Origin of the sequence: Microbulbifer yueqingensis (assembly GCF_900100355.1) — a bacterium.
GTDB lineage: Bacteria > Pseudomonadota > Gammaproteobacteria > Pseudomonadales > Cellvibrionaceae > Microbulbifer > Microbulbifer yueqingensis.
On the sequence record NZ_FNFH01000007.1, the window covers coordinates 103,439 to 125,706 of the forward strand.

A 22,268-nucleotide genomic window follows, 5' to 3' on the forward strand; every position below is an offset into this window, starting at 1 on the left:
CGAAAACTAACAATGATAACCGGCTCTGAGGCCGGGTCGCGGCGGGGACGATACCCGGCCGCCAGTTGGAAGGGACACTATGGACCGCTTGAAACGCGAAGGGCTGGGGATGACCTCCCAGCGCACCCGCAATCGCCTGATACAACGATTGCGGGATGGGGGGATTCAGAACGAAGAAGTGCTGGATGTGATGGCATCCACGCCTCGCCACCTGTTTCTTGACGAGGCCCTGGCCATTCGGGCCTATGAAGATACGTCGCTCCCGATCGGTTACGGGCAGACCATCTCGCAACCTTACATAGTCGCGCGGATGACCGAGCTCCTGCTAAACCGGGCGACATCCCTGCACAGGGTGCTGGAGGTGGGGACCGGCTCCGGGTACCAGACCGCGATTCTTGCGCGGCTGGTTGACCAACTCTATTCCGTGGAACGCATCGCGCCCCTGCTGGACCAGGCCCGCAGGCGGCTGCGTGAACTCAATATCTATAACGTCGAAACGAAGGTCAGCAGTGGTGGTTTTGGCTGGCCCGAGATGGCCCCCTTCGATGCCATTCTCGCTGCAGCGGCGCCGGCTTCCGTCCCCGCCGAGCTCAAGGAGCAGTTGGCTCCCAACGGCGTGCTGGTAATCCCCATCGGCACCGAGCGCCAGTTTCTCACCGTGGTTACCCGCTGCGAGGACAGCGACCGTTTCGAAGTAGAGCGGCTCGAACCCGTACGCTTTGTGCCCCTGCTTTCGGGAGTTGTGCGGTGAGCCGTAGTCGGTTCCTGGGCGGCCGTTACTGGGGCATTTTGTTGCGCGGCATGGGCATGGGTGCCGCGGATGTGGTGCCGGGAGTTTCCGGGGGCACCATTGCGTTTATCACGGGGATCTACGGCGAGCTGCTGGACTCCCTGAGCCGTATCGGCCCCCACTGCGTGACGATCCTGCGGAGGCATGGTCCACTGGTGGCGTGGCGCTACATCAACGGCAACTTCCTGCTGGCGCTGTTCTGCGGCATTCTGTTGAGCGTGTTCAGCCTCGCCAACCTGATCGGCTTCCTGCTGGACAAGTATCCGATCGTGGTCTGGTCGTTCTTTTTCGGCCTGATCCTGGCATCGACCGTGCCCATCCTTCGACAGGTGCCAAGGTGGACCTGGTCGGTGCCGGTTTGCCTGTTACTGGGTGTGCTGCTCGCGGTGGGCGTCAGCGAGATCCGCCCGGGGCAGGTCCCGGCTACTCCCCTGACCCTGTTCCTTTCCGGGGCACTGGCAATCTGCGCGATGATCCTGCCCGGGATCTCAGGCTCGTTCATCCTGCTCATGATTGGAATCTATCCCCGGGTCCTGGAAGCGGTGCATGAACTCCAGTGGGAGAACCTGCTGTTCTTCGCCGGCGGGGCAGTTACCGGGCTCATGCTGTTCAGCCGGCTCCTGTCCTGGCTGATGCACCATTACCCGGCTCGCACCCTGGCGTTTCTCGCAGGCGTATTGCTCGGTAGCCTGAAAATTGTCTGGCCGTGGAAACTTCCTGATGCCGGGACAGCGGGAGGGGACAAGCTGGCGCCATTGTTGTCCAATGTGCTCCCGGCCCGTTTTGCGGGGGAGACCGGGGCCGAGCCATTTGTAGTGCCGGCCCTGGTGGCGGCAGCAGCAGCGGTAGCGTTAGTCCTGCTGGTCGACCATGTGGGCAGGGTACGGGACCCCCGAGAACAGGGAAAGGCGTGAAAATCTTCCTGCACTGCCTATTACCTGCGGCAGGTCGGAATGGCAGCGCATTCTGTGGAATTCAGGCGTCTTTCCGGAATAATTTTTTATACACTTTTCCCATAAATGGCTCCGGGTGATGTAAAAAGAGAATAATGGAATGTCGTCATTTTAAACAGGTTGGCCACCCCGACTGGCGTGACGTTTGCCGGGGATGGAGTCAATTCGTCCTTCGGGCGTTAAAAATATTAATCCCTGCCTTCACCGTAGGTATGCTTTTGGGCTGCACCAGCCTGCCTGCGCCAACCAGTTCCCTGGCCCAGCCGCCGAGCATTCGGATCGCTCACCACACCGTCAGCAAGGGTGAAACTCTCTATTCGATAGCGTGGCGCTACGGACGTGATTTTCGCGAACTTGCCGCCTTAAATGGCATAAAAGAGCCCTATAGTATTTATCCTGGCCAGCGCCTGAAGCTGGAGGGCAGGGCGCCCCGACCGGCCGCGAGGCCGGCGCCGAAACCAGCTACGAAGACTGTGGCCAGGGCACCCGTGCGGCGCCCCGAGACAGTGGTAGAGAAACAGCCCGTTCGCTCAAAATCCTTAACGCCGAGACCCGTGAAGAAGCCGACGACAACGCGCACCGCCGCCTCCATTCGCTGGCAGTGGCCGGCCCGTGGCAAGGTGATCAGCCGCTTCGCTGCAAAGGACCCCCTCCGCAAGGGAGTTGATATCGCCGGGGAAAAGGGGGACTCTGTAGTTGCAGCAGCCGATGGCACTGTGATCTACGCGGGTAGCGCACTGAGAGGTTACGGCAAGCTGCTGATCGTAAAGCACAGCGAGGAGTTCCTGAGTGCTTACGCCCACAACCACAAGTTGCTTGTGAAAGAGGGCAGCACGGTGAAAGCGGGGCAGAGGATAGCGGAACTGGGTTCAAGTGGTACCAGCCGCAACAAGCTCCACTTTGAGATCCGTCGCAACGGTCAGCCAGTTGATCCGATGGCCTATTTGCCATAGTCCAAGTGGTCCTGAGGCTCTGTAAATAAAAATGGATTTTGTTTGTACCACTTGAGGTAGTCACCGGAATGTGACGGCTGCAAGGTCCGCGCCTTCCCCAGCGGTCGTCCCAATACGGTGGCTGTCGTGCCAGAAGCGGCAGGGTCTAGCCCCTGCCAGCCAAGGGCACGGCTGATATTGGCATAGTACAAGGAGTTGGGGAAATGGATGCACAACGGCAACACCGGTCTGTGACCGGCGACGCAGATCTTCCTCCAGAGTTGGCAGCAGATCAGGCAGAACAGAACGTTCAGGGTAAACAGCAACAAGAGACAAAAAAGGAACCTGGCCGCCGCACCAGGAAGAAAGCGGCAAAATCGAGTCCCGAACCTACCCCCCTCAAGCCCAGGGCGCGGCGGCTGGCTGATAACGACAGTTATCTTCACAAGAATCTCGACGCGACCCAGCTTTATCTCAATGAAATCGGTTTCTCGCCGCTGCTGACCGCGGAAGAGGAAGTTTACTACGCACGCAAGGCATTGCGCGGCGACGCGGCCGCACGCAAGCGGATGATCGAGAGTAATTTGCGTCTGGTGGTCAAGATCGCCCGGCGCTATGTGAGCCGGGGCCTTGCGCTTCTCGACCTGATCGAGGAGGGCAACCTGGGCCTGATCCGCGCGGTGGAGAAGTTCGATCCGGAGCGGGGCTTCCGGTTCTCCACCTATGCCACCTGGTGGATACGGCAGACTATCGAGCGGGCCATCATGAACCAGACTCGCACGATCCGGCTTCCGATTCATGTGGTCAAGGAGCTTAATGTCTACCTCCGGGCGTCCCGGGAACTGGCACAGAAACTGGATCACGAGCCCTCGGCTGAGGAAATTGCGTCGCTGCTTGAAAAGCCTGTCGAAGACGTCGAGCGCATGCTGGGACTCAACGAACGGGTTACGTCGGTCGATACACCCATCGGTCCTTCTTCTGAAAAAACCCTGGTCGACACAATTCCGGACCAGCAGGAGTCTGATCCGGCCGAGCTCCTGCAGGACAGCGATCTTTTTGACAGCATTAACCGCTGGCTGGGAGAACTTCCCGATAAACAGTGCGAGGTGGTTTCACGCCGCTTTGGGCTCCGCGGTTACGAGGCCAGCACGCTTGAAGAAGTGGGGCGCGAGATTGGCCTCACACGCGAGCGTGTGCGGCAGATCCAGGTGGATGCACTGAAGCGTCTCAGGGAAGTCATGGAAAAACAGGGACTGGACGGAATGTCGCTGTTCGGTAACCTCTGACGCGGCAGTTCAGGAAAGTGATAGCCCGTATCGGTGCTCCGATACGGGCTTTTTTGTATCTACGGGTTCACTTCTGCGCCCAGCGACCCCGACTGTCCTGGTAATAAGCGCCGGCCGGCAGCCGCGCTTCCAGCTTCTCGGCAGCCCGGGCAGCTACCTGGGCGATGGAGATACCGTTGCGCTTGGCAATGGCCGCATATTCCCGCTTGCGCTTACTGTTAACCTCTGCCACCAGCTGTTCCAGCTCAGGTGAGCTCTCACTGACGATGGCGATATAGCCACTGTTGGCCTCCCCAACCAGCCCCTGGTTACGGGCCGCATCAAGTGTGATTGCCGCGGCAGGAAGGGCTACGGCCAGTGCCAGAATCACCAGGATATGCTTCAGCGTATTCATCATTAGCTCCTTAGAAAATACCTTCCTTGTCCTCGAAAACGTTCTCCAGCTCCCGGTCCACCTTGACACGAATTTCGTGCTCAATTTTTACATTCAGGTTTACCGTAATCGGCTCGCTGGGTGCCTGGACAGCGACGGTCGGTGTGCAGCCGGCAGTGATCAGCGCGGCGGCAAGCAGCAATGGTGGCAGGTGGCGGGTGTTCATCTGGCACTCCTCGGATTTAACGCCATTCTATTCTAACTGGTTTAGCTTAACGCAGGCTGAACCCCAGGGTTGCCCTTGTTTTCACTGATTGCCGAGTTGCTTTTCCAGCGCATCGGCAAGGTCACGGCTTGCCTGCAGGGATTGCAGCATGGCAGGAATATTGTTTTCGAGATTCAGGTTAATGACCAAGTCCCGCTTCTGGTCCAAAGAAGCGCTGCGACCCACCAGCTTGAGCTGCATTTGCATATCGCCGCTGGGCGGATACTCGAGTGTGCCACTCAGGGTGCGGTAACTGTAGTCTTCCAGCGCGCCGGCCAGCATTTTCAACTGGGGATTGCCGGCCAGCATTTCGGGGGAGAAGGCGCCATAATACCTCAACCGGCCTCCCGGCGGACGCGCTGTCACTTTCCCGCTCTTGACTGTGACGCCTTCCTCATCGGTGATCAACGGAATGGTCATATCAATTGCACCGCTGGCATTGAAGTTACCCGCCTCCATCTGGTCGCTCAATGCACGGAGCGAAAGCCCGGAGAAAGAGAGCTGGCTGCGTCGCTCCTCCCCGGCGAGATTCCAGGTCAATGCATCGGAGTGCACACTGCCTCCCAGGAGCTCCGCATCAAGGCCTGCGAATATCACATCACCGGATTGCTCCACCGACAGGAGAAAGCGGATGTTCTCTACAGGTACCCCGACGTCCACACGTTTTGCACTGAAGGCCTGTGGTTTTGGGGTGTACCAGCTGTCGCCTTTCCGCTGGAGTACGGCTTCGCCGGTAATGCCCACGGCAAAAGTGTTTTCGTAAATAGCCGCGACGTCCCGCAGTTGTGCCTGCAGGCGGTCACTGTTGCGTGCAGGCCATGAAAATGTGCCCTTGCCCCTCAATGTGCCGGAAACCAGCTCTACAGGAAGGCCCGAGATCACATCACTGAGCGGCTTCATCTGGCTGAACCCGGCTTTTGCCACACTGATTTCTGCGCTTCCCCGGGCCTTTCCGAAGTCGTGGGTCCAGTTGCTTTCTCCAGTAACATGGCCGGCCTTTACCTGGCTTTGGCCGCGCAATACCAGGTCGCGAAAGGTGAAGTCCCCCTGGGCCTCGGTAATGATCATGTATTTATCGTTGATCCTGGTGGTCCAATCATCGGTGGCATAACCGCCGGAAGCCAGCGTCTGGCCCCCTTCTCGTCGGAGCTCGAAACCTTGCATAGCGGCCGAGCCGCCACCCGACAGGCCAGGCGCACTGAAGGAGATAACAGTGACATTAAAATCTCCTTCGCAATGGAGCTTACCGGGAGCGGAGCAGGAAAGACCTGATGATTCCAGTCGGATACCTTTGGCCTTTAGCCCGTTTTTTGTGAGAGCTTCGGTGCTTGCCTGAAATCGCTCGCTTGCCAGCCTGTATTCGCCATTGCTGGTAGCGATGCTGCCCGCAAATACCAACTGGTTGTCTGCAGCTGATGCGTTTTTGTCCAGTACTATTGAAGGAGCCCGGGCGCTCACGGTGACAAGACAGGCTGTTTCCTGCTGCAGCTGGCAGCTCAAGGATTCAAGAGTTGATGAAAGCCTCTGCGTGCCTTTTCGGTCCGCCAGGTTCAGCTTCAGACCGGAAGCTTCAACCTCGAGTGGCCCGGGCCACTGCCTGGCACGAATAATCAACGGCTTCGTAAACGTGGCTTGCAGTCTTGCCTCCCCGGGTCCCAGTGCGTCCAGAACGCTGGCCAGCGCGGGTGGTGAGTTTTCCTTCTTTACCAGGGTCGCCTCTGGTCGACTGCCCGGGAGGATTTCCAGCGAAAGTCCTGTCATCAGCCTGTCGCTGCCGAGGCGACCGAGGGACGGGAGCGTGGCTGAGCCCCGCAATTCGACCCGGCCCCCAATGTCGGTAATTCCCCTTCCTGTGAGAGCCCTCAGGGCCGTAAGCGCTGTGCCGGGGTCCTCGAGGAGCAATGCTGCGGTGTCGAGGCTGAGTGTGCCACTGGCTGTGATTTCACTGTCCTTTCCCCCGCCCCGGGCCTGGATCTCGCCGGAAAACAGTTCCTGGTCACTGGTTTGCAGGCGGGTAATCAGGACATTAGCACTACCTGTCGCCGCCGCCACGCGGAGGGGGTGGAGGCTGTCAAGGTTGAACTCGACCGGCCCATCGGTAGCAAGTGTGATTCGAAGGGGAAGCTTGCCGGGTAAGCGCGCCAGGCTCAGCGACAGCTCATCACTTTCAACTCTCGCAGCCAGGCTTTCATAATATTCCGTGTGGGAAAGGTTATCCGGGATACGTCCGGTGACGTTGAGCTGGAAGGTGCCAGTAGATTGGGTTTTGTTCCCGTTCTGGCCAGCACGCATGACTGGGCTGGAGATTGCGCCAGGAAGGGGCAGCAGTGTGATCGTATTGGCGAGACGTTCGACGTCGCCCGTCATTCTGAGGGCGGCTCCCCAGTGCCCGGGGGAGGCGCCCGTCGTGGTGGCGGTAAATCCGGGGCGCAGAGTAGCGCTCAGGTTGAAGGCATCCTCGCCTTCGCCATCCGCGAGCCGGAGGTCCAGCCGGACCGGCCGTTGTGTAGCCGCGGAAATATCCGGCAGGCTAGCCTCGCCCCTGAGTTCGAAGCCCACTCCCTGAACCATGATGCTTGCGGTGTCGGCAGGCCTGTCCCATTGCAGCTTGATCCGCACTGGAAGTCCTCCGCTGCGGATATCGACCAGTTCGGCGATCTCTATCCGCGGTGGCAGAAACCTCACTGCCTGGAGTAAATCGCTGAGGATAATATCCGGAGCCGGCCGATCAGGGGTGGTGGGGGCAGGCCGGTCGCCAAGGCGAGCGGCCTCGATGGCAACGCGGGTGCGTCCCTCCTGCTTCCGTAAGACCAGGTCGAGTGGCCGGGAGATGACCACGCCCCGCAACTCTACCGGCGTCCCCGAGGGAAGCGTGACGCTTAGTTGAGTCATCCTGACCTGGCCCGGCGACACCTTGAAGCCCTGGATCCGCTCGATCTCCACCTCGCTGACCAGGCCTCTGGCTATCAGGGTCGCTAAAGTGTCACGTTTCACCCAGGCCCAGCCGATTGCCATCGCCAGCAGGAAGCAGGTGACAATCGGTATGATCAGGCGCGACCTGGGCACATTCGACCTCTGGATTCAGGCTTGCAGGGGGTGCCAGTTGCAGTCACCGGCAGTTGACAGTGTAACCGGCCGGGAAGCAAAAAATAATGACATACCCACAGATGGCGGAATTCGAGCGTCGTTGTCACGCCGTGCTCTGGCGTGGCTGCAAACGCCACTGCCTGCAGGACATCACTCCTGGCCTGCGGGGCGCGGCTGGAGGTGGCCCCGGAGGCAGTGCTAGCCTCACAGTCACCACGGAGGGTATAGTCTCGGGCCTGATACCGGCCTGTGTCACGATGGGCTGGAACCGAAGTGTCTCTGCCAGTCAAGGGAGCCTATTAATGAAAGACGCCCAGCCCCGCACCATCTACCTGAAGGATTATCGGGTACCGGATTACCTGGTTGACCAGACTCGCCTGCATTTTGAACTGCAGCCTTCCGGCACCCTGGTTCGCTCGGAATTACATATCCGTCGTAACCCTGCCGCAGGGGAAGGCCTCCCGCCACTGGCGCTGGATGGCGTAGAGCTGGAGCTGTTGTCGGTGGCGATCGATGGGCGGGAAGTCGACGATCAGCAGTTTCGGGTATCGCCGGAAGGGCTGTCGATTGATGTCGACCGGCCGGAGTTTGTGCTGGAGATCGCGAACCGCATCCATCCGCAGGACAACACGTCGCTCGAAGGACTCTATCTGTCCAATGGTATGTATTGTACCCAGTGCGAGGCAGAGGGCTTCCGCAAGATTACCTATTATCCGGATCGCCCCGACGTCATGTCGCGCTTTACCACTACTATTGTCGCTTCACGGGACTACCCGGTGCTGCTGTCCAACGGCAATGAGATCGATCGCGGCGATATGGAAGACGGCCGGCATTTCGTTACCTGGGAGGATCCCTTTGCCAAGCCGGCCTACCTTTTCGCACTGGTAGCGGGCGACCTGGAACATGTTGAGGACAGTTTTACCACTGCCAGTGGCCGCGAAGTCAAATTGCAGATATTCACCGAGGCCAGGAATATCGGCAAGTGCGACCACGCAATGCGCTCCCTGAAGAAAGCCATGCGGTGGGATGAGGAAGTGTATGGACGGGAATACGACCTGGATATTTTCATGATCGTCGCAGTTGATCATTTCAATATGGGGGCCATGGAGAATAAAGGACTTAACATTTTCAATTCAGCCTGTGTGCTGGCCAGCCCCGAGACTGCTACTGATACTGCATTTCAGCGCATTGAAGCCATTGTTGCCCACGAATACTTCCACAACTGGTCAGGTAACCGGGTAACCTGTCGCGACTGGTTTCAGCTCAGCCTGAAAGAGGGATTTACTGTTTTTCGCGATGCGGAGTTCTCTGCAGATATGAATTCGCGTGCAGTGAAGCGCATCGAGGACGTTTCCATGCTGCGCACCGCCCAGTTTGCGGAGGACGCGGGCCCTATGGCGCACCCGGTACGTCCTGACAGCTATATGGAAATCTCGAATTTCTACACTCTCACTATCTACGAGAAGGGCGCAGAAGTTGTGCGAATGATCCACACCCTGCTGGGTGAGGAGGCATTCCGCCGGGGCAGCGATCTCTACTTCGAACGACATGACGGACAGGCTGTTACCTGTGAAGATTTCGTCAAGGCGATGGAGGACGCTAATGGCGTCGACCTGAGCCAGTTCCGGCGTTGGTACAGCCAGGCGGGAACCCCGGTATTGGATATCTCCGACGATTTCGATGCCGCCAGTGGCGAATATTCGCTGACAGTGCGGCAGAGTTGCCCCCCCAGCCCTGGGCAGGTGGAAAAAGAGCCATTCCATATTCCGCTAAAGATTGCGCTCCTGGACAGTGCAGGGAAGAACCTCCCCCTGGATACGTCCGGTGCGACCGAGCAGGTGCTGGAAGTTACCGAGGCCGAGCAGACTTTTCGCTTTGAGGGGGTGTCCGAAAAGCCACTGCCATCCATATCGCGCGGATTCTCATCGCCAGTAAAGGTGCGCTATGGCTATAGCAAGGAGCAACTACTGTTCCTGATGCGCTTTGAATCCGATGACTTCAATCGCTGGGATGCCTGCCAGCGGTTGGCATTTATGGCTATGGAGGCTCTTCAACAGGACTACCGTGCAGGCCGTGATATGCGGCTTTCGCCGGAACTGCTATCAGCCTACCGGAGCGTGCTGCAGAACCGCGAGCTGGATCCTTCCCTCGTAGCGGAAATGCTCTCCCTGCCCACCGCCCAGGTCCTTGCCGAGCAGACAGACGAAATCGATGCCGAAGCCATTGTGGCCGCACGAAATTTTGCCGAGGCCGAGCTGGCCCGGGAGCTTGAGGAAGACCTGTTGGCCGGGTACCACGCGTTTTCGAATGACCGCCCCTACCGACCGGAAGCGGGGGATATAGCGGAGCGACGCCTCAAGAATACCTGCCTTGCGTATCTTTGTGTCACGGAAAAACCGGAATACCTGGACCTGGCCCAGGCGCAGTTCGACAGCGCTGGCAACATGACCGACAGTGCAGCCGCACTGGCTACCCTGGTCGACCGCGGTTCCGATGAGCAGGCCGAATCAGCCCTGCAGGAATTCTATCGGTGCTGGCACGCGGATACCCAGGTAGTAGAGCTCTGGTTTGCCCTGCAGGCGAGTAGCTCCCAACGTGGTTCCCTGGACCGGGTCCGCGCCCTGATGCAGCATCCGGCATTTGAATTGAAAAACCCGAATAAGGTCCGGTCGGTAATTGGTGGTTTCGCCAACCGCAACTTTACCCAGTTTCACCGGGCAGACGGCAAAGGCTTCGAATTCCTGGCGGAACAGGTCGTCGCCCTGGACCGCCTTAACCCACAGGTAGCGGCTCGCCTGGTTACTCCCCTGACACGATGGAAGAGATATCGTGCTGAACTGAGCGAGAAGATGCATGCGGCGCTGCAGATGGTGATGGAAAGCGGCGAGTTGTCGCGGGATCTTTATGAGGTGGTCAGCAAGAGCCTGGTGTAACGGGCAGTTAAAGAGGGCGGGCGTGAAAAACCCTGCCCTCGTTACCCCTTTAATCAGAATATGCGACTGTCCTTTTCCCTGCCAAGCCTCGTCAGGAGCAGGCGCCCTTTTCGCAGTTCCAGTTCGGTGATCGAGGTGTAGTCAGGCCGGAATTGGCAGATATCGCTGGCACCGCGGATATGGGCAACCACGGAATTGATGACCATGAAATGGCAGAATACTGCAGTGTCCTGCTGCAGTCCTGAGAGGTAATCAATCACGCCCTCGCGCCACAGAAGCTGGTGAGGCTGAAGCTGGCTCCATTGGGCAACGAGAAGAGAGCGTATCCACTGCCCGCGTTCTGTGAGCGGCAAATCTGGCGGCGATGGGATTTCGGTGACGTCGCCTGTGATAGCTATTTCCCGCTGCCACAGCTGGGCCAGGGGCTCGGCAGTTTGCCGTGCGCGGCTCTTTGGGCTGCTGACCAGGTGAAACCTTGGCCCGCTTCCCAGCACATGCGCCAGCGCTTCGGCTTGCTCGAGACCCCGTTCGGTCAGTGGCGGATCAGCAACGCCTGGTGCCTTGGCGGCCTCCCCGTGCCTTATTAACAAAATCTTCGTCACTTTATTTCCCGTCTGTAATGCCAGTATTTATCCAGGCTATCTTCGCGTCGAGTGAGGTCACAGTACATATCCCTCCAGTGGTCTTTGCCGGAAGGCCAGGGGCATGCTTCCTTCAAGAGACTCGAGGAGACAGCGCTTTGGGTCGCGTTATGCCCCGGCGTGCCTGTTACATAGTGTGCGTGGCGTATCTTTAAACCAGCAATACGCCACGCTTGCCCCTGCTGTCGGCCATGTCCCTGCGTTTAATTAGCCTTCCTGTTCCCCTGTCCGCCACGACCTGATTCCGGCAATCCGCTGATTATAGGCGGCGCCCGATTTGCTCTTGAATTGTGACTGACTTCTGTCCATAAACAAATGACTGCTCAAAATTTATCCGCATTGGATGCGGTTTGAGCAATTATGGGGTTGTTCAGGGAATGGGCGCCTGTCATAGCGACATAAGACACCTAAATGCTCCAGGGCATCACTCCGCTGTATGTGTGGAAGGAACTCACAATGGTTGTAGTCAGGTGACAGCATGATCGGAAAAATTTACGACAGGGAAACCGGGTCGGTGAAGGAAATGCCACTGGACGACTTGCAGTTATCGTCTATCGGGCTTGTCAGTCTCCCAGTGGGGCTGGAAGAGGTGGCATCCTACGCCCGCGAGGGCAATGACTTGATCATCATCCTTGAATCGGGTGAGCAGATCGTCATTGCGAACTTTTACATGGTCGACGAAGACGGCGAGCAGAGCCAGATAGTGCTCGAAGGCGGTGATGAACCGGTAATGCTCGCAATGCTTGGCGGCGCTGGATTCCCGGTGCCGGCAGCGGCGCCGGTCGCGGCTGCGGCAACCGGTGTCAGTTCCTGGGTGGTTCCGGCTTTGGTCGGTCTGGGAGCTATTGCTATTGCCCTGGATGACGACGACGACCGGGAGGGATTCAGCCAAACCGGTAACCTCACTCCCTCTGGTCGCCCAATCCCCCCTTCGCCTCCGGGACCTCCGCCGGATAGTGACGCCGATGCGGATTCCGATGCCGATGCGGATGCCGACACGGATGCAGACGCAGATGCCGACGCGGATACAGATGCGGATGCGGACGCCGATGCCGACGCTGACGCGGATGCGGATGCGGATGCCGACGCGGATGCTGACGCGGATGCCGACGCGGATGCCGATGCTGACGCGGATGCCGACGCGGATGCGGACGCTGATGCTGATGCGGATGCGGATGCGGATGCCGATGCAGATGCCGATGCGGATGCCGATGCAGATGCTGACGCGGATGCGGACGCTGATGCCGATGCCGATGCCGATGCCGACGCGGATGCCGATGCAGATGCTGACGCAGATGCCGACGCGGATGCCGATGCGGACGCCGACGCTGATGCGGATGCGGATGCGGATGCGGATGCGGATGCCGATGCGGATGCCGATGCCGATGCAGATGCCGATGCAGATGCAGATGCCGACGCGGATGCCGATGCCGATGCCGATGCCGATGCAGATGCCGACGCAGATGCCGATGCAGATGCCGATGCCGACGCGGATGCCGACGCGGATGCCGATGCGGACGCCGACGCCGATGCGGATGCGGATGCGGATGCGGATGCGGATGCGGATGCTGACGCAGATGCCGACGCAGATGCCGACGCGGATGCGGACGCCGATGCGGATGCGGATGCTGACGCTGATGCCGACGCCGACGCCGACGCCGACGCCGACGCCGATGCGGACTGTGATGTGAATGTCGACATCGATATCGATATCGATATCGATTGTGACTGCGACGCGGATGCCGATTCAGATGCGGATGCCGACGCGGATGCAGATGCCGATGCAGGCCTCGGTCAGTTCGCAGGGCTCTGTGACTCGGATTGCACGGTAAAAGACGTTGACGTCGATGTTGACGTGGATATCGAAAGAGACGGCTGTGACGTCAATATAGATATCGATATAGACATAGATATCGAATGCGATGCCGATGCCGACTCCGATGCCGATGCCGATGCGGATGCCGATGCGGATGCCGACGCGGATGCCGATGCGGACGCCGATGCGGACGCCGACGCGGATGCGGACGCCGATGCCGATGCGGATGCGGATGCAGACGCAGACGCCGATGCGGACGCGGATGCCGATGCGGACGCCGACGCGGATGCGGACGCCGATGCCGATGCCGATGCGGATGCAGACGCTGACGCCGATGCGGATGCTGATGCCGATGCGGATGCGGATGCGGATGCGGATGCTGATGCGGATGCGGATGCGGATGCGGATGCGGACGCGGACGCTGACGCCGACGCCGACGCCGACGCCGACGCCGACGCGGACGCTGACGCCGACGCGGACGCGGACGCTGACGCCGATGCGGACGCTGACGCCGATGCGGATGCTGATGCCGATGCGGATGCGGATGCGGACGCGGATGCGGATGCGGATGCCGATGCGGACGCGGATGCGGATGCCGATGCGGATGCTGATGCCGATGCGGATGCGGATGCGGATGCGGATGCGGATGCGGATGCGGATGCGGATGCGGATGCGGATGCGGACGCGGATGCGGATGCGGATGCTGATGCGGATGCGGATGCGGATGCGGATGCGGACGCGGATGCGGATGCCGACGGAGACGCCGACGGAGATGCCGACGGAGATGCCGACGGAGATGCCGACGGAGATGCCGACGGTGATGCCGACGGAGACGCCGATGAAGATGCGTTACTCACCGACGTGATCCCGATGCAGGACGAGAGTGCCGCGACAAGCAGCGGCCCTGCGCAGTCGGCTGAGAGCGGGCCAGGGGCGTCCTTCAACGATGAAATGGGGCCGGACCTTGACCTTGAGGATCTCGTCAGCGAGAGCGGGTCGGGCGAGATTCCACTCTTCTCGGTGGAGGATTCCGGCTCTGGTGCTGATCTCTCGGGTGGCGGTTGTGCCCTCCAGGACGGCATGGATACCACCATGCACGCCCAGGAGACCGACCCCGTCCAGGATCTGTGGCAACAAAACGGACCAGACGACGTCTGATCCCAAGGAGCTCTAGCAACTGAGAAACACCGGGCCATTCGGCCCGGTGTTTCTTTTTTCGACTAGAATCGGAAGAGGAAAATATCAACCAGTGGTGCCGGCCATAAGATGTCAATGCCGGATATCGCTACTGCCAGGCAAGTGAAAATAGTGTATTTGACGCAGCGACTAAGGATGGTCACGCTGGCTGCTACTGCCATTGCGTGGGCGCAGCAGGCCTGGACCCAGGGTGCAAGCGAACCCACTGGGCGATCCGCCCAAATCAGTGAATCCGCCGTACAGCGAGAAGTGTCATCACCTTCCTCGGCCATTACCCACTCCCAGTACACTCCCCGTCAACTAAGCATTACTGAAGCAGTTCACCAGGCCATCGACTGGCATCCCGTGATCGCAGAGTCTGTCGGGGAGCTTTATCGGCGCCAGGAGGGCATTAGAGTTGCGCGCTCAGGCTACTTTCCCCAGCTCAGCGCAGGGGTGGTTGCAGGCCATGACAGCGAAAATAATGGTGGTGGCGATGGCCATGCCGTACAGCTTTATGTCTCCCAGGTGATATACGATTTTGGGAAAATTTCCAGTGGGGTGGACCTGGCAAATGCAGAGGTCAGTCGCTCCAGGGCCGAAGTCCTCCAATCAATAGACCGAATTGCAAGAGATACTGCGGATGCAGCTGTGGAAGTACAGCGATACCAGGCTCTGCTGGAAACCTCGCAGGAGCAGATAGATAGTGTGTCAGCCATCGCCTCTCTTGTGCGTATGCGTAGCGAACGGGGCGCCAGTTCACGTTCAGATGTGCTGCAAGCACAGGCTCGGATCGAAGCAGCTCGTGCCGCGAAGCAGCAAGTAATTGCAGGGCTCGCACGCTGGCGAAGCACACTGCAGAATCTTGTAAATGCCAGTGGCCCGGTCCAGGTGACGATGGGTACGCCGGAGTCGATGAAGAATGCGTGCCAGGGACCTCCGGGGGAGATCTTCGCTTCGCCAAGAATTCTCATAGCGGAAGCCTCTCGAGCAGAAGCCATGGCCCGCCTTTCAGAGTCCAGGGCAGACGTCTGGCCCACGTTGTCTCTTGATGCTAGCTACAACCGCTATCTCGACCAGACATATGTGGACACCAACGTGCTTGATGAGAATGAATCGGCTGTCTTCCTCAATCTTTCCATGCCGATATACCAGGGGGGGCGCCTCTCCGCCAGTAAGGAGTCGGCTTCTTATGCAGTACGGGCTGCCGAGGCCGCAAAGGATGCCGCGCGAGAATCTGTCGCGCGCGAATACCAGGCTGCCCAGGCACAAGCACATGGGCTGGAACGGAGCATGACTATATTGGATGCCAGGGAAAAGGCGATTCGGGAGACGAGAGACCTGTATAGAAAGCAGTACTCTTCGCTCGGGACTCGAACCCTACTGGACCTTTTAAACGCCGAAGAAGAACTGCAGCAGGCGAGGCAGGAGCGGATAGAAACCCGGTTCGACCTCAAGAAGCTAGAGATCGAGTGTCTCTACAATACTGGAGACATTCGTCAAGCATTTGGCATCGAGGGGCGAGCAGTGCAGGGCGTGGAGGTATTGCCGTGAAGGTCGAGCATGAGGCCGTGCAAGGCCCGGCCTTGTCAGACAGCAGAAAGCATGAGGTAGATTACACTCCATGGCTGGAAGCGATCGTCGCTGTCTCCCGACATTACCGGCTGGACTTCTCAGAGGAAAATATACGCATTGCCGCAGATTGGGGCGGGCAGGAAAGCACAGAGCTGGTTCTTAGACAAATGGCCCGCCAGGCAGGCCTGACGATAAAATTTACTCGCTTTGACCAGATGGATCTAACACCATGGCGGCTGCCGGTGGTTGTTCAGCTAGATGACGGCCAGGTTGGTGTCATTGAAACCATTGGTAAAAATGGGAAACTGGGTATCCTGTGGAGTGGCGACCAGGGACTCGAAACTTGTATTGATAAAGCAAAGCTCGCGGCAAGGGTCCACCGCCTGGTTGTGCTGCGTCCCAGAAAAACACTCAGTGACGTCAGGGTTGATGACTATATCAAGCCGGACAACCGGCACTGGTTCAGGAAGATAATCCTTCGCGACTTGAAGCCCTACGGACATGTCATGTTGGCCACGACGGTGGCCAATACGCTGGCCTTGTCTGGCATCCTGTTCGCAAAGCAGGTGTATGACAGGGTAATTCCCGCTGAGTCCATGGCTACCCTGTACGTCCTGTTCAGTGGCGTCCTGCTTGCCGTTGTCTTTGACTTTGTTATGCGCCTCATGCGAGTGAGGATCACTGACCTGTTAGGTAAGCGCGCAGACATACGGGTTTCCGACCTGGTGTTTGGCCATGCGGTGAGACTCAGAAACTCGGCTAAGCCAAAATCCACTGGTACATTCATCTCCCAGCTCCGTGAACTTGAGCGAGTCCGGGATATGGTCACCTCGACCACTGTCCTGGCAATCGCGGATATGCCTTTTTTCTTCCTGTTCCTCCTTGTCCTGTGGGTGATCGCGGGTCCCCTGGTCCTAATACCCTTGCTGGCCATAGTGCTACTTATCATCCCGGGACTGCTCGCGCAGAAGAAACTTGCACGTCTGTCTGGAGAAGCAATGCGGGAGTCATCCCTCCGCAATGCGATGCTTGTTGAGACGGTGCAGGGTATGGAAGACATAAAGACTCTCCAGGCCGAGCATCGGTTTCAGCGCCAATGGAATCACTTTAACGCGGTTACAGCTGAGTCGAACCTCAAGCTACGTTATTTAACGAGTAAGCTTGTGACCTGGACACACAATGTGCAGTCGTCAGTGTTTGCGCTAACAGTGCTGTTTGGTGCACCGATGGTCATGTCCGGTGACATGACTACAGGTGCGCTGGTTGCTGCATCAATACTCAGCTCACGGATGATGTCGCCAATGGCGAACATTACCCAGGTACTGAGTCGCTGGCAGATGGCCAAATTCGCTCTCGATGGTATCGACAATATTATGCAGCTCCCCGTAGACCAGCCGGAGGGAAGCAAGCGCGTACATAAAGCATTTGTTCGAGGTGAATATGAATTCCAGGAGGCGGAATTCAAGTACAGTGGGGAGCCAAGGGAACCCGCTCTCTATTTGAAAGAGCTCAGGATTGTACCCGGAGAGAAAATAGCGGTACTTGGTAAAAATGGTGCCGGAAAATCCACATTGCTCCAGGCTCTATCCGGCATGCTGGAGGCGGCGTCCGGTACAGCAAACCTGGATGGCGTGGCTATCACGCATATTGACCCAGCCGATATCCGGCGGGATGTTGGCCTGCTTAGCCAGAATTCCGGGCTTTTCCACGGGACGTTACGGGAGAATCTTACCCTGGGCGCGCCTAATGCCACCGATGATGAAATCTTCTGGGCCTTGGAAATGACTGGTGCCCTGGAGATGGTGCGCAACATGCCGAAAGGTATGGACCACATGGTGCTGGAGGGCGGATCCGGTCTCTCCGGAGGCCAAAAACAGTCACTATTGTTATCGCGCCTGTTACTTCGCCAACCTTCAATCTTACTTCTGGACGAACCGACAGCATCACTGGACGAGGCCACCGAGCGAAGGTTCATTAACAACCTGTTGACCTGGTCAGGCAAAAGGACCGTTGTCCTGGCCACACACAGGAGCAGCACACTAAAGCTGGTAGACAGGATCCTGGTTGTTGACCGGGGCCGGATTGTTATGGATGGCAGTAAGGATGAAGTAATGGCGAGGCTTTCAGGTCCGGAGCGTAATGTTGAAAAGGATCGCGAGCAGGTGACGTGATGGAGACTGAAACGCGGGAATCGAACCTCATGAATCTCGATGGGCGGGACGGTGCAGGAAGGGTTAAGTCCATACCGTTATTGGATGCTGACTATCAGGCCGGTGAAAACCAGTATGACGAGCAGGATGAATCCACACTCATACACTCGACGCGAGTGGTATGGGTATTTTTTGTTTTGCTGGCAGCGCTGATCGGCTGGTCATATTTTGCCCAGGTCGACGAGGTTTCATCTGGCACCGGTAAGGTGGTGCCGACCTCGCGCGAGCAGGTCATACAGTCCCTCGAAGGAGGGATCCTGGCCGACCTGAAAGTCAGCGAGGGTGATATCGTGGAGCGAGGCCAGGTCCTCGCACAGCTGGATCCCACGAAGGTGCGTTCAAACGTTGAAGAGAGCATGGCCCGCTATCGGGCCGCAATTGCGCGTGTAGCCCGACTGACAGCCGAAGTTAATGACACCAAGCTGGTCTTCCCCGAAGAACTGGACGCCTATGGGGAACTGAAGGCGAAAGAGAGAAAGCTATTCAATACCCGGCAGAACAGCCTTGAAGAGTCCATGCGCGGCGTTCGCGATTCACTGGACCTCATCAATAAAGAATTGTCTATCACTCGCTCGTTGGTCAGTTCTGGAGCTGCCAGCAATGTTGAAGTCCTGAGGTTAAGCAGGCAGAAATCCGAGCTCGAGCTGAAGATGCGCGAAATACGCTCTGAGTATATGGTAAGGGCTCGTGAGGAGCTTGCGACCGTAAGCGCCGAGGCGGAGGCCCTTTCTTCTGTGATAGAGGGGCGTTCTGATTCACTCACTCGACTCACATTGAGATCGCCGGTGCGGGGGATCGTAAAGGATATCGCGGTGACCACAATTGGTGGTGTGCTTCCACCAAATGGGCGCCTGATGGAGATCGTGCCACTGGATGACAAGCTTCTTATAGAAGCCCGGATCTCGCCTCGGGATATTGCCTTCATTCACCCCGGCCAATCAGCCAAGGTAAAAATTACGGCCTACGATTACTCCATTTATGGCGGGCTGGAGGGAAAGGTTACCACCATTTCCCCAGATACTATCCAGGATGAAATGAATCCGACCGAATATTACTACCGTGTCTACATCCTGACCAAATCCGACGCCCTGGTTAATCAGAATGGTAATCGTTTTCCGATAGTTCCCGGCATGGTTGCTTCAGTGGATGTAAGAACCGGATCTAAAACAATATTTGACTACCTGCTGAAGCCAATAAATAAGGCAAGTGAAGCCTTGCGTGAAAGGTGAAGGATAGAATCTTGAGGGGGTTAGTCTTTAGGGTGAGTGGTGTGCAAGGTTGTGTAAGGATGGAAATGAAGTTTGCAATTCTCGCGGTAGTCTTTCTCCTCCTGATGTGGTTTGTCGTCAATACATCATGGGGACAGACCAGGAAGGTGACTCTTACTGCGGAGGTAATTGTTGATAATAGGTCTGAGATCGACATCAAGGGATATACGCACCGCATTTCCGTACCACTCGGTGACCATATGCAGCAAAGATTGCTGGCTATCCGCTATGAATATCCGGAGAAACTGAAGCGCAGGCGCCATAAGCTCGATAACGGCGAGTATGTGGAGATCGAGTGGGATATCCCGGCCGGGGAAAAGTCCAGTCGTAAAGTTGAATTTGATCTTGAGCTCAACAAATATGATTTCCATCGAGACGCCGCGGTTAGCCAGTCTCTCCCCCCCGAGGAATACCTGAAACCGAGGAAATTTATCGAGTCAGATGCAGAGCCGATTCGAAAGCTTGCTGCCCATATCCGCCAGGCATTTGACTCAGACGAAGACAGGCTTCGCGCGGCCTACCTTACCCCGCAGCAACTCCTTGATTATGATGTCCAATCTACAAAGGGGGCGCTTTATGCAGTAACCGAGGGAACAGGAGACTGCACAGAATACGCTGCGCTCTTTGTTGCCCTCGCGAGAGCGATGGGTTACCCCGCCAGGACGACTTCGGAGTTCCTCCTTACCTCAAGAAAGGACTTCAGCCAGCCCAACCACCATGCTGCAGAAGTATATATTGGTGACCGATGGGTGCCAGTGGACCCCAATCTCGCCCTGGATCCTGGCTTCGGTTACGGCTTTGGTATCGGCGGCAGGGACAAAATTGTCCTCAACCGGGATTTTACCTGGGTGTGGTCCAACCTATGGCCCCGGGAGCTCAGGGGAAATAGGGACAAGGTCGAAGTTGATATTCGCTGGAGCGTCAGGTGATCTACCGAGGATAGACAGATGATGGAACACATTCCTGTCGGTGCGGACAAGCTATTTGCGGTCGAAAACGACTTTTCGCACTCGCCCCTGGTTGACAGGGAAGGAGATATAGCGACTGCGCTGATCAGTGCTGAAGCCCAGCAGCAAGAGCTGGAAGTAAAGCGCTACAAGAAACTGGTATTTGAAGTTCTTAACAAACACCGAAGGGTAACTTTCTTACAGAACAGCCCCGAGAATTCAGCTGTATACAGCTACTGCGCAAAGCAGAAGCATATCGCCAAGGAAATTATGGCGAGGAAGGGCGTGGCTGTACCTGAGGGCGGTGTATTCACTGATATTGAAACAGCCTGGGAGTATGTTGAGGCACTCAATTCTGCGGTTGTGATAAAGCCAGTAGACCGGGCGTATGGTACGGGTGTTACTACAGACGTGAGAGGTAGGGAGCATTTCGAGTCAGCCTGGGACTACGCAAGCGGATACAGCAAAGAGGTCCTTGTCGAGCGCTTCATACCCGGCTATGACTTGAGGGTAATCGTTGTCGGAGAAAAGGCCGTGGCGGCCTGTGCACGGATTCCCGCAAACGTCGTTGGAGATGGTCAGAGCACCATACAGGAACTGGTAGAGCAAAAAAACCTGCAACGCGAGAGAAACCCCTCTCTCCAGACCGACATGATCAAGAGGTTCGACTTGTTGGAGAAAAGTGGTCGCCTCTTAACGGATGTCCCGGCCGCAGGGGAGCATATACAGCTCACGAGTGTGGCCAATGTGTCAGCCGGTGGCGACGCGGTGCAGCTCATCGACCTGGTCCCCGCTAAAGTCCTGGAAATTGCAGAAAGGGCTGCATCCTGCTTCCCGGGACTGGCGCAGGTGGGCGTTGACCTGATGGTCAACGACCGGGGACCGGAAGTGGAGGCCAGAGTAATTGAAATCAACTCGAACCCCGGCATTTCGGATGCAGTCTTTCCCAGCTACGGTCGCCCAGTAAACGTTCCGGAAGAACTGCTCAGGTTCGTATTCAACCGTGCCGAGCCGGAAACTCGCGATGACAGTGGCGACCGGTTGGTCCCGGCTGATCCCTATGCGTTCGCGCCACGGGTTCGTGCTCCCAGCCGAGAAGAGAGCGAGCAGGCCGGGTATATCACCCAGGCTGCATATACGGCAAATCTTTCAGTTGAACACATATCGCCGTACATATACCGCGTGGGAAGTGGCGATGAATCGGTAATGTTTTATCAGGGGATGCCCGATCGTACCAATGTTATATCCCGGAAGGTCAGCCGGGACCGTAAGTGGTTGCATGAACTACTTGCGCAGGCTGGGCTTTATGACCCGGCGGTGACAGATGGCCCTACCGAGCTCTGTCAGTACCGCTTGATCGTTATCGATGGACGTGTGGTGGCCGGTATCGATGGCGGCCTTTACACGGGAGGAAAGGGCGGTGTCAGTCGTTACCTGGAGCAGCGCCGCGACATTACTGAATCCATCCATCCGGAATTTGTGGGCGCGGCGATTCGTGCCGTAGGAGCCGCCTTCAAACCATATTTTGCCGGCGTCGACATACTTGCCGAGGATATAGAATCTGCGCCCGGGCAGCAGTCCTGGCAGGTGTCTGATGTCATGTGTAACCCGAATCTCTCGATACACCATTTCCCCACAGAGGGCGTGGGTAGAGATATTGCAAGCGCTCTGCTGAGGTCGCTCTTCCCCAACGCAGACCGGGGAGGCACTCCTGTTCGCTGTATTTATGCAATCGTAAGCGGGAGGGTTCAGGGAGTGGGTTACCGGGACTGGATACAGTGCCTGGCGGTTCGTCACGGAGTATCGGGCTGGGTCCGCAATCTGCCTCATGGGGATGTTGAAATTTTCCTGGAGGGCCACGTAAAGGCAATCGACGAACTACTGGCGCTTGCAGAGCAGGGGCCACCGCGGGCCAGGGTGGCTGCGGTGACAGCAAGGGACTGTCCGCTAACTGAACAACGGGCATTCCTGGTCTACCGCTGATGCTCCACAAAGGGCGCCGGAGCAGGGGTGTCC

At 57.7% G+C, this 22,268-nt stretch carries 15 protein-coding genes; 11 read left to right on the top strand and 4 right to left on the bottom strand.

Annotated elements, in window-relative coordinates:
* Positions 1 to 79 precede the first annotated feature (79 nt).
* The 4 genes from BLT26_RS14740 to rpoS all read left to right on the top strand — a co-directional run bounded on the left by BLT26_RS14740 (position 80) and on the right by rpoS (position 3,961).
* The gene (locus BLT26_RS14740; RefSeq protein WP_175453140.1) at positions 80 to 751 is read left to right on the top strand and encodes a protein-L-isoaspartate(D-aspartate) O-methyltransferase; all 672 of its coding nucleotides are present in this window, start codon (positions 80 to 82) and stop codon (positions 749 to 751) included.
* Complete coding sequence (locus BLT26_RS14745; RefSeq protein WP_245720722.1) at positions 748 to 1,704, top strand: DUF368 domain-containing protein; 957 nt, start codon at positions 748 to 750, stop codon at positions 1,702 to 1,704. The genes BLT26_RS14740 and BLT26_RS14745 overlap by 4 nt, the downstream gene beginning before the upstream one ends.
* Positions 1,705 to 2,297: 593 nt before the next feature.
* The gene (locus BLT26_RS16645) at positions 2,298 to 2,696 is read left to right on the top strand and encodes a peptidoglycan DD-metalloendopeptidase family protein (RefSeq protein WP_245720728.1); all 399 of its coding nucleotides are present in this window, start codon (positions 2,298 to 2,300) and stop codon (positions 2,694 to 2,696) included.
* A 203-nt stretch (positions 2,697 to 2,899) separates the two neighbouring features.
* The gene (rpoS, locus tag BLT26_RS14755; protein WP_245720723.1) at positions 2,900 to 3,961 is read left to right on the top strand and encodes an RNA polymerase sigma factor RpoS; all 1,062 of its coding nucleotides are present in this window, start codon (positions 2,900 to 2,902) and stop codon (positions 3,959 to 3,961) included.
* Between the two features lie 67 nt (positions 3,962 to 4,028).
* Here the strand turns inward: rpoS and BLT26_RS14760 are convergent, their stop codons facing one another.
* The 3 genes from BLT26_RS14760 to BLT26_RS14770 all read right to left on the bottom strand — a co-directional run bounded on the left by BLT26_RS14760 (position 4,029) and on the right by BLT26_RS14770 (position 7,665).
* Positions 4,029 to 4,355, bottom strand: coding sequence for a YdbL family probable chaperone protein (locus BLT26_RS14760; RefSeq protein ID WP_091516250.1), 327 nt, complete (start codon positions 4,353 to 4,355; stop codon positions 4,029 to 4,031).
* Between the two features lie 10 nt (positions 4,356 to 4,365).
* Entirely contained in the window at positions 4,366 to 4,560 is a 195-nt protein-coding gene (locus BLT26_RS14765) for a YnbE family lipoprotein (protein WP_091516254.1), read from the bottom strand.
* An 81-nt stretch (positions 4,561 to 4,641) separates the two neighbouring features.
* Positions 4,642 to 7,665, bottom strand: a complete 3,024-nt coding sequence (locus BLT26_RS14770; protein WP_091516257.1) for an intermembrane phospholipid transport protein YdbH family protein — start codon at positions 7,663 to 7,665, stop codon at positions 4,642 to 4,644.
* A gap of 323 nt (positions 7,666 to 7,988) precedes the next feature.
* On the opposite strand from BLT26_RS14770, the gene pepN reads away from it, so the two are divergent.
* Positions 7,989 to 10,619, top strand: coding sequence for an aminopeptidase N (gene pepN / locus BLT26_RS14775; RefSeq protein ID WP_091516261.1), 2,631 nt, complete (start codon positions 7,989 to 7,991; stop codon positions 10,617 to 10,619).
* Between the two features lie 53 nt (positions 10,620 to 10,672).
* Here pepN and BLT26_RS14780 read toward each other — a convergent pair whose 3' ends face one another.
* On the bottom strand, positions 10,673 to 11,221 hold the full coding sequence (locus BLT26_RS14780) for a histidine phosphatase family protein (RefSeq protein WP_175453141.1): 549 nt from the start codon (positions 11,219 to 11,221) through the stop codon (positions 10,673 to 10,675).
* Positions 11,222 to 11,738: 517 nt separating this feature from the next.
* On the opposite strand from BLT26_RS14780, the gene BLT26_RS14785 reads away from it, so the two are divergent.
* From BLT26_RS14785 to BLT26_RS14810, 6 genes are all read left to right on the top strand, one after another.
* Positions 11,739 to 14,234 (top strand): BapA/Bap/LapF family prefix-like domain-containing protein, encoded by a 2,496-nt coding sequence (locus BLT26_RS14785; protein ID WP_139169593.1) that lies wholly within the window; start codon positions 11,739 to 11,741, stop codon positions 14,232 to 14,234.
* Between the two features lie 108 nt (positions 14,235 to 14,342).
* Positions 14,343 to 15,806 carry a TolC family outer membrane protein gene (locus BLT26_RS14790; RefSeq protein ID WP_091516269.1) on the top strand — a complete coding sequence of 488 codons (1,464 nt, stop codon included), beginning with the start codon at positions 14,343 to 14,345 and terminating at the stop codon, positions 15,804 to 15,806.
* Entirely contained in the window at positions 15,803 to 17,998 is a 2,196-nt protein-coding gene (locus tag BLT26_RS14795; protein WP_245720724.1) for a type I secretion system permease/ATPase, read from the top strand. The genes BLT26_RS14790 and BLT26_RS14795 overlap by 4 nt, the downstream gene beginning before the upstream one ends.
* Positions 17,998 to 19,266 carry an HlyD family type I secretion periplasmic adaptor subunit gene (locus BLT26_RS14800; RefSeq protein WP_245720729.1) on the top strand — a complete coding sequence of 423 codons (1,269 nt, stop codon included), beginning with the start codon at positions 17,998 to 18,000 and terminating at the stop codon, positions 19,264 to 19,266. The genes BLT26_RS14795 and BLT26_RS14800 overlap by 1 nt, the downstream gene beginning before the upstream one ends.
* A 65-nt stretch (positions 19,267 to 19,331) precedes the next feature.
* On the top strand, positions 19,332 to 20,234 hold the full coding sequence (locus BLT26_RS14805; RefSeq protein WP_175453142.1) for a transglutaminase-like domain-containing protein: 903 nt from the start codon (positions 19,332 to 19,334) through the stop codon (positions 20,232 to 20,234).
* An 18-nt stretch (positions 20,235 to 20,252) separates the two neighbouring features.
* Positions 20,253 to 22,235, top strand: a complete 1,983-nt coding sequence (locus BLT26_RS14810; protein ID WP_091516278.1) for an acylphosphatase — start codon at positions 20,253 to 20,255, stop codon at positions 22,233 to 22,235.
* Positions 22,236 to 22,268: the final 33 nt, after the last annotated feature.